Origin of the sequence: Acinetobacter sp. YH12152 (genome assembly GCF_013418285.1) — a bacterium.
GTDB lineage: Bacteria > Pseudomonadota > Gammaproteobacteria > Pseudomonadales > Moraxellaceae > Acinetobacter > Acinetobacter amyesii.
Genome location: NZ_VPCH01000071.1, coordinates 1 through 11465, shown reverse-complemented (window position 1 = coordinate 11465; position 11465 = coordinate 1). Strand labels below are relative to the sequence as shown.

Sequence of the window (11465 nt, the reverse complement as noted above, 5' to 3'; positions counted from 1 at the left end):
GGAGCGACAATTGATGTAATTCGAGAATACATCCAAAACCAAGAAAGACCCGACTGAAAAGGCGTGCTATCCATCTCCATCTAAATCACAGATTATAGATGGAGAATTCCGCACATTTAGTTAAAAACCAAAAGCGCACAGCAGCAATGGTTGCTTGAAGTTTCGAAACGCTGGCTGAGTGTTGCAGAATGGTTAGCGCATGTGATTCCACATCCAGATGATCCGCAGCAATGGCTGTCTGCCAACTATCGTGATGTGGTGCTGAGCAAACTTGGTGAAGGTCGTATCGGTATCTTAGGAGATGCGGCTCATGCCATGAGTCCGCAGCTTGGACAAGGCGCCAATATGGCGCTGCTCGACGCATGGGCCACCAGTCAAGCCCTGCTTCAATATCAACAGGATTTCTCACTGCAAAACCTCTGGCAGCAGTATCATCAACTGCGGTTGCCGTCCGTGCGGTTTTACCAATTTTTTAGCCGCCTGCTGACACCGTTTTATCAATCACATCATCGCTGGACAGCGCCGCTGCGTGATATTTCATTTCGTGCCATGTATCAGCTGCCGTTTTTCCGCAAAGAAATGGCCATCACGATTTCTGGCTTAAAAACAGGTGCATGTGGGCAAATGAATTATGCCGACATAGCCCGCAAGTCTGCAGATGATTCTGCGGCTGAACTGCGCAATTTAAAATTTGATTAAGAATTAACTCCCCATCATTCTCTTGATGGCTTACACTATGATGCTGCTCAAATGCTGCGGCATTTATTTTTTGATTTTTGAATTGGTGAAATCCTCATGAACAACCTGCAATGGCTCGATGAAGTAAAATTTAACGAACAAGGCTTAGTGCCTGCTATTGCACAGCATCATCAAAGCGGACGCGTATTGATGGTGGCATGGATGAACCGTGAAGCGTTGGCGCAAACTGCAGAAAAAAATCAAGCGGTGTACTTTTCACGTTCACGCAATAAGTTATGGCATAAAGGTGAAGAATCTGGCCATTTCCAAACCGTGCATGAAATCCGTTTGGACTGTGATGCTGACGTGATTGTGCTACAAATTGAACAACATGGCGGCATTGCCTGCCATACCGGTCGTGAGTCGTGTTTCTATCGCAAACTTACTGCCAATGGCTGGGAAGTTGTCGATGCGCAATTGAAAGATCCGGCTGCAATTTATGGTGCAAAATCAGCAAATCCACATACCCTTGCGATGAATGCGTCCAATGTACAATCTGAGCAAGTCGAAGTACTCGACTACTTAGGTAAAATGATGGCTGAACGCAAACAAGCCGACCCTGAATCCTCTTATGTGGCAAAGCTTTACCATAAAGGTCTGAATAAAATTTTAGAAAAAATCGGTGAAGAAAGTGTTGAAACCATCATTGCCGCTAAAGATTTTAAAATCGAAGCCAATGAAGACAACAAAAACGATCTGATTTACGAAGTGGCAGACCTTTGGTTCCATACCATTGTAATGCTAGGTTATTTCGATATTGATCCACAATTGGTACTTAACGAACTCGCTCGTCGTCAAGGCCTTTCCGGTTTGGTTGAAAAAGCCAACCGTCAGCACTAAGACGCAACCGTGCCAGAGCTTAAAAAACCGACCGCGACCTATGAGCAGGCTACTGCCATAGATAACGCACGTCTAGGCAAATCATTTAAAGTGATCGCCTATGCTGGCACAGGTAAAACCACCACACTCCAAATGATCAGTGATGCCATGCCTCAGCGGCGTGGCATGTACTTGGCCTTTAACAAAGCCATTGCCACCGAAGCACAGAATCGTTTTCATCAAAATGTCGACTGTCGAACCTTCCACTCATTGGCTTATCGTAGTGTTCCACGTGGAGTGACTGATAAACTGCGTCTACCACGTTTAAGTCCCAGTTTTATTGCCAAAGAATATCGACTAGAACCGATCACCCTACGTCGTATGATGGGCGGTCGTTATGAAAAATATGTACTCATGCCTTCGCGTTTGGCGAGTCTGGTGGCAAATGCTGTTAGTTATTTCTGTTCGACCAGTTCACAGTACCCTGCCCCACGACATCTACAAGCACCGAGTTGGTTGCATCCTGACGATATCGAAAGCTTACAAAAGCACTTATATCCTGCGATTGAACGTCGTTGGTTAGAATCGATTGATCCGAACCATGCAGCAGGGATTGGACACGATATTTATTTAAAACTTTGGGCTTTGTCTGAACCGAATATTCCTGCGGATTATGTGCTGTTCGATGAAGCTCAAGATGCTGACCCACTAATGCTAGGGATTTTACTGAAACAGCGGAATACCCAAGTCATCTATGTGGGCGATGCGCATCAACAAATTTATGCATGGCGTGGCGCAGTCAATGCCATGCAGCAACTCCCTTTACCCGAATCACGTTTAACCACGTCGTTCCGTTTTGGTGAAGAAATTGCCTTGAACGCCAATGCTCTGCTGGGCGCATTGAATGAAACCGTGCCGTTATTGGGTAATCCGCAGCTCAACTCTAAAGTGGTCAATAAACCGCATACCAAGATGCGCGATGCCATTTTATGTCGTACCAATGCACGTGCGATGGAACTGTTATTGGCAGGTTTGGTCAAAGGTGAAAAAGTCAGCCTGCAAGCAGATCATGCACGACTCAATCGTTTTGTCGATGCTGCAGCCATTCTCAAGCAAGGTAAACGCGTGGTCGATGTCCCAGAGCTTGCATGGTTTAACTCATGGCATGATGTACATGAATATTGCGAGACCAATGACGGCAGCGATATTAAACCGCTAGTGAAGTTGGTCGATGACCACGGTACTGACCCACTGAAAAAGGCGCTGGCGAAAATCACCCCGATTGATCAAGCCGACTACATCATCTCGACCGCCCATAAAGCCAAAGGTTTAGAATGGGATCGGGTACATATTGAAGATGACTACCAATTTAAGCTCAACGATAAAGATTATAAAATTAGTGACGAAGAGTTACGGTTACTTTACGTGGCCTGCACACGTGCTAAAGTAAGTTTAAATATCCATCATATTTATGACTTGATGCAGCACTTAAAACGTCAAATGCCCAAATCTTTGGCGCAAGCGGTCAGCTAGTATGATGAAAAAGGTGAATAAACAATAAATCAGTAAAAGGTGCACCATGAAAATACAATCGATTCAACTCAAGCACACCCTTCATTTTACTGATATCACCCTCAATTTTAATTACCACGATCTGCCGATTACCTTAATTTTGGGTGATCAAAGTTCTGGAAAAACCTCCCTACTGCGCTTTAGTTACCAGGCCCTCACTTGGTTTGCTGCACGCTATAAAGATTTGCGTACCGCAGGTGTGGTGATGCTCGATCAAGACATCATGTTAAATCGCTTACAATCGAAACTTGATATTCAGGTCAGTTTTCCCGAAGACATTGGCGCATTTCAGCTCTCAAGTGATCAGCAAGACCAAGACCCACAATGTTGTTCATGGCAACTGTATAAAACCTTAAACAGTCAAGGCGTCGGCCTCAGTAAGGCCGAAACACAGCAATTAGAATCCATGGTTGCACTATATCAAAAAGCCCTCAAAGCTGATCCGTTACAAGGGTTGCCACTCATTGCCTATTACCCTGCTGAACGCTTCGTCAACGACGTAAATATTCTCAATAAAAACAATCCTGCTATTTTTCAGCCTTCACATGCCTATGAAATCTCGGCCATTCCCTTTACCACGTTTATTCGTTTTTTTGAGTGGTTTCGAGAAATATCCGACATAGAAAATGCACAAAGTGCCGAATTAATTCAAAATTTATTACATCCAAAAAACCCAACTGACTCATCCAACACATCTGACACGCCACTTTTTGGACAAAAACTGGCGCAAGCTCAGGCCGATCTACACGCGCCGTCACTCAGATCATTAAAACAAGCCTTAGAGACCGTGTTGCCCGATGTGACCAATATTTATCTGCAATATCACCCCAAATTACAGTTAATGGTCTGCTATCAAGGCAAAGACATGTTGTTTCAACAGTTGTCGAATAGTGTGCGTAACCTTGTGGCCTTAATTGGTGATATTGTGCGTCGCCTCTGTCTACTCAATCCTCATAGCTTATATCCGTGCCAAGAAGGTGACGGTATTTTATTGATCGACGCCATAGACCACCAACTCGATCAAAACATGACTCAAGTGATTTTGACCCGTTTAAATCAAGCGTTTCCACGACTCCAAATTATTGCCAGCGGAAACCGTCCTGAACTATTGGAACATGCTTCTCGTTTTCAGTGCTTACAACTACAGAATAAAAAGCTCAGTGAGATTCAGCCTGAAAAATTACAAGAAACCTATGATCAGATTTATCAGCAGTTGCAACTCGGATCAAAGCCATCGCTTCCAGCCAAAACTGAAGAGACTGAATTAAATGAGCCACTGAACAGCCCAGACACCATCCAGCACATGTTGCAATTAATCCAGACGCAACTGACCGAGCAACAGCAACACGAATTGGTTAGGGCTTTATCACAGCGGGGTGATCAGGACGTTACGATCCAACCGCTGAGTTAAAAATACCGAGGCTGATTGGCTGGGCGTAATCCATAGCCTCGATGTTTAAATATTCAGCAACAAGGCCGCGATAAATGTCGAGTCAGTTGCGTCAGGCGTATAATGTGTAAGTGGTTCATAAAAAAGATTGATGTTGTTTTACGCATGTAATATGATCGGTTTTATTTGCAATTTTCATAGTAACATCGGAAATTGCTATCGCTTCACGAGTTGCGCAACACAGCTTGTTTTTAATTTTTTTGACACACATGGCTTTCAAGATTGAATTTTTGGACTGCTCTTTGCTGTCCTGTAATCCTTGAAAGATGAAATACACCTAGGTTTCACCGCCTAATCATGACAATGGATACGAGTGTGCTACCGATTATTATATTGTTACCGTTAATACTAGGCACAACACTTGTCTCGTGGTTGAAGCAATTCTCTCGCGGGGTAACAGCTTTAGGGGCGATTGGCGTCAGCCTCAGCAGTTTAGTTTTATTATTGAGTCAGGCTCAAGATGTCTTTAATGGCAAAACCATCATTCAAACTTGGCCGTGGCTCACTCAAGTTGGCATTGATTTCAGTTTTCGTCTCGATGCATTGGGCTTATTGTTTTCCCTGCTCATTACCGGGATCGGCACCTTAATTTATATCTATGCCTACTATTATTTAAGTCCAAAGAATTCGCTCAGTAAACTGTATGTTTTATTGATGCTATTCATGGCTGCCATGCTCGGCATTTCATTGTCTAATAATTTAATTTTATTACTTATTTTTTGGGAACTCACCAGTATTTCATCTTTCCTTTTGGTCGGTTATTGGAGCAATTACGACGCAGCTCAGCGTGGCTCTCGAATGGCTTTGACCATTACAGGCATGGGTGGTCTATGTATGTTGGGTGGTTTTGTTCTGCTGGCGCAAATCACAGGCACCTATCAGATTGACCAAATCCTGACGATGAGTAGCCAAATTCAGCAGCATTCGCTTTTTGTGCCCACACTCTTATTGATTTTAATGGGGGCCTTTACCAAAAGTGCACAGTTCCCTTTCCATTTTTGGTTGCCAAATGCCATGGCGGCACCGACCCCCGTCTCGGCTTATCTACACTCTGCCACGATGGTGAAAGCCGGAATTTTCTTGCTTGCACGCTTATTGCCAATCTTTGCAGGCGCGGCGTTGTATCACAACTTGGTCACCTTTATTGGTTTGTTTACCTTATGTATGGCGGCCTTCTTTGCCATTTTCAAAGAAGATTTAAAAGGGCTGTTGGCCTATTCCACCATCAGCCATTTAGGTCTGATCGTTTGTTTACTCGGGATCGGTTCTCCCCTCGCAGTTGCCGCTGCTATTTTCCATATCATTAACCATGCAACCTTCAAAGCAGCCCTATTTATGATCGCGGGGATTATTGACCACGAATCAGGTACACGTGATTTACGAAAACTCTCTGGTTTATGGCAATTACTTCCGTTTACAGCAACGCTGACCATGATCACTGCGGCCTCTATGGCAGGTGTACCATTAACCAATGGTTTCCTTTCTAAAGAGATGTTCTTTACTGAACTTTTGGCCAACCTGACTGGGCCAGTGATGATCGTGTCAGCCATCATTGCCACCTTTGCCGGTATCTTTGCTGTCGCGTATTCGGTACGTTTGGTTCATGGGGTATTTTTTGATGGTCCACTAGGGAAAGATGTTCCCAATAAAGAAGCGCATGAACCACCGTTTGGCATGCGCGCACCAGCAACCTTACTGGCTGCTTTATGTATTTTAGTTGGACTCTTCCCTGCGTTATTGGTTGAGCATATTGTCAATAGTACCGCGCGTGCGAGTATTCAAAATACTGCGTTTGAAGGTACACATTTAGCGATTTGGCATGGTTTAAATGCACCCCTTTTGATGAGTGTGATTGCACTTTTAGGTGGTTTAGTTTTCTATTTCGCATTGGCAAAGGGCGGCAAATTACGCCGTATCGATTTGGATCCTCTTTTGGGCCGTTTGCAAGGTAAAGTGCTGTTCGACTTATTTTTAAAGCATCTTTTACTCAGCTCAAGAAAGTTCCGTCGCTTTACTGAAAATGGCAAATTACAAAGCTATTTATTGTGGATTTTAATCTTTAGTGTAGCCATCGTCATTGTTCCATTTTGGCTGCAAGGTATCGGCACAGGCAGCCGTGAACTGATACATGCACCAATCATCGCAATCGTTCTGTGGCTATTATTATTCTCTGCATGTTGGATGATGCTTTGGTTCCACCATGAACGGATTAAAGCCGTCCTCATCAGTGGTGCAGTCGGTCTGGTTGTGACTATGGTGTTTATCTGTTTCTCCGCTCCAGATTTGGCGCTCACGCAGATTACTGTTGACGTGGTGACCACCGTGCTCTTACTCATGAGCTTATCATTATTACCACAGCTCACACCTTATGAGTCGAGTGTGTCTCGTCGTTGGCGAGATGCAATAATTGCGATTATTGCAGGTTTAGGGATCGCATGGATTTCATGGCTGATCATGACCCGCGATCATAATTCCATCTCATGGTTCTTTATGCAGCAATCCATCCCACTTGGTGGTGGTACCAATGTGGTCAACGTGATCTTGGTCGACTTCCGTGGCTTCGATACCTTTGGTGAAATTACCGTACTGGGAATTGCCGCAATTGGTACGCTGTGCATGATGGATGGTATGCGTGCTCATGGTACCACCATTACGCAAGGTCTGACCTATCGTTTTAATCCGTCACCACTGATGTTCCGTATTACATCATCATGGATTTTGCCTTTAGCACTCGTCATCAGCTTATATATTTTCCTACGGGGTCATAATTTACCAGGCGGTGGCTTTATTGCAGGCTTAATTACCTCTTTAGCCTTAGTGATTCAATATATTGCGCTCGGCCAAGACCGTGCTGAACAACTGATTGGTGCAAAATCAGGTCGCTTATATGAAGTTTGGATTGGTATTGGTTTAACCATTGCGGGGCTGACAGGTATCGCGGCTTGGCTATGGGGGCGTCCATTCCTGACCAGTGCTCATATCTATGTATCGCCACCCATTTTAGGTGAAATGCACCTTGCCTCCGCTGCCCTCTTCGACACAGGTGTCTACATCACCGTTGTGGGCGCGACGATGTTAATGATTTCCGTCTTAGGCGACTCGCGTCACTCGAGTATGTCTGGTCCAGTTCCAAGAGGCGAATAAGATGATTAGTTTAGAATTTTTACTCGCTTCAGCCATTGGCTTACTGACTGCAACAGGGGTCTACCTGATTTTGCGGGCACGTACCTTTCCTGTCGTACTGGGTTTAGCCATGATTGGCTATGCCGTGAACTTATTTTTATTTGTCATGGGGCGTATTCATGTCAACGCACCTGCCGTGTTAACTGAAACCACCAAAGCGACCGATCCTTTACCACAAGCCTTGGTCCTGACAGCCATTGTGATTGGCTTTGCGACCACTGCCTTTATCGTACAATTGGCTCTGCGTAGCCGCTATGAAACTGGAACAGATCATGTGGACTCCAAAGAAGAAATACCGCAAATTGACCCGCGGGAGGATGAGCCATAATGCATGACTTCATCCAATTTTGGACTACGCATAGCCCGATTTTCAGTATTTTAATTCCTGCAATTACTGCATTTATTTTAGTCCTGCTGGGCAACCCCGGTTCTGGCTCGTTGGCGCATGACTGGCGACAACCTTGGCGTCGCGGAATCAGTTATGTCTCTGGTATCCTCGGACTGATCACATCCATCAGTTATTTGATGATTGCCAGCTCTGGTCAAGTTTTGGTTTATAACTTGAGTGAATGGGCCGCACCATTCGGCATCGTTTTAGTCTTAGATCGACTCTCTGCTTTCATGTTGGTGCTAACCTATGGACTTGCTGTGCCAGTGATGTGGTTTGCTAGCAAAGAATGGGACGAACGTGGTCGTTATTTCCATGCCATGTGCCATTTCTTACTGATGGGTTTGTGTGGTGCGTTCCTGACAGGCGATTTATTTAACCTGTTTGTGTTCTTTGAAATCCTGTTGATGGCATCATATGTTTTGCTCTTACATGGTCAAGGCAAAGCACGTTTTCAGCTTGGTATTCATTACGTCACCATTAACCTATTTGCCTCTGCCCTCTTCCTGATTGGACTCGGGATGATTTACGGCAGTGTAGGTAGCTTAAATATGGCTGATGTTGCACGACTTATGCCTTTGCTTGAAGCGGATCAACATCGTATTGCTGTGGCTGGTGCATTGTTACTGTTCACTGTCTTTGGCATCAAAGCTGCAATGCTGCCTGTAGGGTTCTGGTTACCAAAGACCTATGCTGTGGCAACCACGCCTGTCGCAGCCTTATTCACTATAATGACCAAGGTCGGCATCTATGCCATTCTCCGTGTCAATGGTACTGTGTTTGACGATGGGATTAGCCGTGAAATCTTACAACAGTGGTTGTTACCGATTGGCTTAGTAACCTCGCTCTATGGTGCCTATAGTGCTATCGGAACGGATCGCTTACGTCGTTTTGTCGGTTTTATGATTTTGTCTTCTATCGGGACAATATTGGTTGCGATTTCACTCTTTAATACTGATGCATGGGCTGCGGGGCTTTATTACCTGATTCACAGTACCATCATTGGTGCAGCTTTTTATATTCTCTCGGGTTGGATTACCTCACAACGTGGCGAATTTAAAGATCATTTTAAAATTGCGCCCCGTATGAAACAGCATAATACCGTTGCTGTTTGCTATTTCATCATTGCGTTGATGATGGCTGGTCTACCGCCATTTAGTGGATTTTTGGGTAAAGTATTTCTCTTACAAGCAACGGCCAACTCACCTTACCAAATCATGATTATTTTGATCGTATTGTTAGTGAGTTTACTCAGTATTATCGCATTCACCCGAGTTGGTTTTGTGCTTTTCTGGCGTTCATCTCGCCCAGAAGATGATATTGATACTGAAGAATATCAGCGTTATCAGGCTTTACCGAATAAGGCACCGCTTCGTAATGACAAAACCATTTATCTGCTGTTAACAGCGCTTGTGGGATATATGGTTTTTGCTACGCCGATCTATGACTATACCTACAAAACTGCACAGCAAATTCAAGACAATCCATTATATGAATCGTTGCTACTGAAAAAGGATGAAGAAGGCCAAATCATCAGTGTTCAACCTTATGATCCTGAAAATTTACCTGAAACCAAATATGGTGGTGAATCAGCCGATCCAAATGCACACCTCATTCCTGCATTGATCGCACCTGAAACTCTACATGGCGAGCATATTTCTGAGTACAAGCAACGCCAAATTCAGGGACAGCAACAAGAAGAAAAACTACCTGAAGAGACCCAACTAAAACCGATGGAGGCACCTTAACATGGCGAAAACATCTGTATTAAATCGCTGGTTTCCGCATCCATTGGTATCAGTCATGGTTGGTCTGAGCTGGGTGATGTTAGCGCACAGTCTAGATGCGGCCACACTCTGCATGGCCTTGGTTTTAGCCATTGTTATTCCACGATTGGTTCGCCCTTTTATTGACCGAACGCCGAATATCAACTGGCTGGCAGCATGTAAATTATTCTTTGTGGTGCTGTGGGATATTATTGTCAGTAATATCCATGTTGCAAAATTAGTCCTTGGGCCAACACATAAACTGCACCCGAAATGGTTCCGTGTTCCTCTCGATACACAGCATGAGGAAGTCAATTCTTTACTTGCGATGATCATCACCACCACACCCGGTACAGTGTCTGCTGGGATTGACCAAGACCGTGGTGATATTTTGGTCCATGCGCTGAGCACGGATGACCCTGAAGCGGAAATTCAAACCATTAAAGAGCGCTATGAACGCCCTCTCATCCTCATTTTTGGCGCTGATACAGGAGAATCCACATGACAATTTTACCGTATGCGCTTGGCATCTGTTTAGTTGCGGTGACGATCTCGATGTTACTGTGCCTCATCCGCTTAGTGATGGGACCCTCAATCGTAGACCGACTACTTGCTTTAGATACCTTATTTTTAAATGCCACCTGTTTAATTGTCATTTTAGGTATTTATTGGGCAAGTACATCGATGTTTGAAGGGGCTTTATTGGTTGCCATGCTGGGGTTTGTGTCTACAGCCGCTTTAGCACGCTATTTCACCACTGGCCACGTGATCGACTAGGAGTCCATTAATATGCAATTAGTCATGGAAATTTTGGTCTCGATTTTTTTGGTTATTGGCGCTTTTTTCATGTTGGTCGGCGGTATTGGCATGGTTCGCCTACCCGACTTATTTATGCGTCTGCACGCACCGACCAAATCGAGCACCTTAGGCTTAGGAAGTTTTCTAATTGCTGCAATTATTTATGCAGCATTTCAAGGTCGTTTTGGTTTTGCAGAAATCCTAATCACGCTCTTTGCCTTTATCACCGCACCGGTTTCTGCAAACCTCATGGCACAAGCGGCATTACATTTACGACTGCGCTCGATGAGTGGTGATGCACCAGAAGCGCTCAATCGCCCTCTTCCTTGGCAACGAACTCGGCGCCGTGCCTTTCACTCTAAAATCCATTCAAAACCGGAAGATCTGGATTAATTCCAGATCCAGTTTTGTTTATGTCTTCGAGCTAAAAAATTCTTTGATTCGCATCCACATTTTTTCAAATACGCTACTTTGAGCCATATATTGCAAACGCTTTTGGTTATATGGCGTCGTTTTTAAACCATATTTTTCAGCTAAATCAATCAGCATATTTGTTTCATAACTACTTTGAAAATGATCAGACCATTTAGGCTGATATTGACTCATCTCAAGATTCGCCAATTCTTGACATCCTCACCCCCTTAAAAGAGGGTGATTCCTACAGCTAGACGCTTATGCCCAAGCGCAAGAATGTTTAGAGCTGAGTTTATATCTCGATCATGAGCTGTACCACAGCTCATGCACTCCCATT

At 44.4% G+C, this 11465-nt stretch carries 11 protein-coding genes and 1 pseudogene; 10 read left to right on the top strand and 2 right to left on the bottom strand.

Features of this window, described 5'->3' with window-relative positions; all coding sequences use genetic code 11:
- Nucleotides 1–120: 120 nt before the first annotated feature.
- The 10 genes and pseudogenes from FTU83_RS15905 to FTU83_RS15860 all read left to right on the top strand — a co-directional run.
- A pseudogene (locus FTU83_RS15905) lies at nt 121–699 on the top strand (FAD-dependent oxidoreductase); the annotation flags it as partial.
- Between the two features lie 96 nt (nt 700–795).
- Entirely contained in the window at nt 796–1578 is a 783-nt protein-coding gene (hisIE, locus tag FTU83_RS15900; protein ID WP_180009539.1) for a bifunctional phosphoribosyl-AMP cyclohydrolase/phosphoribosyl-ATP diphosphatase HisIE, read from the top strand.
- Nucleotides 1579–1587: 9 nt separating this feature from the next.
- Nucleotides 1588–3090 carry a UvrD-helicase domain-containing protein gene (locus FTU83_RS15895; protein ID WP_180092583.1) on the top strand — a complete coding sequence of 501 codons (1503 nt, stop codon included), beginning with the start codon at nt 1588–1590 and terminating at the stop codon, nt 3088–3090.
- 46 nt (nt 3091–3136) lie between these two features.
- The gene (locus tag FTU83_RS15890; RefSeq protein WP_180092580.1) at nt 3137–4540 is read left to right on the top strand and encodes an AAA family ATPase; all 1404 of its coding nucleotides are present in this window, start codon (nt 3137–3139) and stop codon (nt 4538–4540) included.
- Nucleotides 4541–4882: 342 nt separating this feature from the next.
- Nucleotides 4883–7723 (top strand): monovalent cation/H+ antiporter subunit A, encoded by a 2841-nt coding sequence (locus tag FTU83_RS15885; RefSeq protein ID WP_180107260.1) that lies wholly within the window; start codon nt 4883–4885, stop codon nt 7721–7723.
- A 1-nt stretch (nt 7724) separates the two neighbouring features.
- On the top strand, nt 7725–8090 hold the full coding sequence (locus tag FTU83_RS15880) for a Na+/H+ antiporter subunit C (RefSeq protein ID WP_078189407.1): 366 nt from the start codon (nt 7725–7727) through the stop codon (nt 8088–8090).
- The gene (locus FTU83_RS15875; protein ID WP_180107258.1) at nt 8090–9898 is read left to right on the top strand and encodes a monovalent cation/H+ antiporter subunit D; all 1809 of its coding nucleotides are present in this window, start codon (nt 8090–8092) and stop codon (nt 9896–9898) included. The genes FTU83_RS15880 and FTU83_RS15875 overlap by 1 nt, the downstream gene beginning before the upstream one ends.
- 1 nt (nt 9899) lies before the next feature.
- Nucleotides 9900–10421 carry a Na+/H+ antiporter subunit E gene (locus FTU83_RS15870; protein ID WP_180012108.1) on the top strand — a complete coding sequence of 174 codons (522 nt, stop codon included), beginning with the start codon at nt 9900–9902 and terminating at the stop codon, nt 10419–10421.
- Nucleotides 10418–10693, top strand: coding sequence for a monovalent cation/H+ antiporter subunit F (locus FTU83_RS15865; protein WP_078189410.1), 276 nt, complete (start codon nt 10418–10420; stop codon nt 10691–10693). Before FTU83_RS15870 ends, FTU83_RS15865 begins: the two co-directional genes overlap by 4 nt.
- 12 nt (nt 10694–10705) lie before the next feature.
- A complete protein-coding gene (locus FTU83_RS15860; protein ID WP_180012110.1) occupies nt 10706–11107 on the top strand; it encodes a Na+/H+ antiporter subunit G in 402 nt (133 codons plus the stop codon).
- 18 nt (nt 11108–11125) lie between these two features.
- Here FTU83_RS15860 and FTU83_RS15855 read toward each other — a convergent pair whose 3' ends face one another.
- Nucleotides 11126–11320, bottom strand: coding sequence for a hypothetical protein (locus FTU83_RS15855; protein WP_180005485.1), 195 nt, complete (start codon nt 11318–11320; stop codon nt 11126–11128).
- A gap of 35 nt (nt 11321–11355) precedes the next feature.
- Nucleotides 11356–11465, bottom strand: a 110-nt coding sequence (locus tag FTU83_RS15850; RefSeq protein ID WP_179994364.1) for a zinc ribbon domain-containing protein, incomplete at its 5' end; no start/stop codon positions are given.

Bases quoted from the DNA above. Each gene is read 5' to 3' on its own strand.
- FTU83_RS15865 (WP_078189410.1), top strand. From the start codon at position 10,418: ATGACAATTTTACCGTATGCGCTTGGCATCTGTTTAGTTGCGGTGACG.
- FTU83_RS15870 (WP_180012108.1), top strand. From the start codon at position 9,900: ATGGCGAAAACATCTGTATTAAATCGCTGGTTTCCGCATCCATTGGTA.
- FTU83_RS15890 (WP_180092580.1), top strand. From the start codon at position 3,137: ATGAAAATACAATCGATTCAACTCAAGCACACCCTTCATTTTACTGAT.
- FTU83_RS15885 (WP_180107260.1), top strand. From the start codon at position 4,883: ATGGATACGAGTGTGCTACCGATTATTATATTGTTACCGTTAATACTA.
- hisIE (WP_180009539.1), top strand. From the start codon at position 796: ATGAACAACCTGCAATGGCTCGATGAAGTAAAATTTAACGAACAAGGC.
- FTU83_RS15855 (WP_180005485.1), bottom strand. From the start codon at position 11,320: ATGAGTCAATATCAGCCTAAATGGTCTGATCATTTTCAAAGTAGTTAT.
- FTU83_RS15880 (WP_078189407.1), top strand. From the start codon at position 7,725: ATGATTAGTTTAGAATTTTTACTCGCTTCAGCCATTGGCTTACTGACT.
- FTU83_RS15860 (WP_180012110.1), top strand. From the start codon at position 10,706: ATGCAATTAGTCATGGAAATTTTGGTCTCGATTTTTTTGGTTATTGGC.
- FTU83_RS15875 (WP_180107258.1), top strand. From the start codon at position 8,090: ATGCATGACTTCATCCAATTTTGGACTACGCATAGCCCGATTTTCAGT.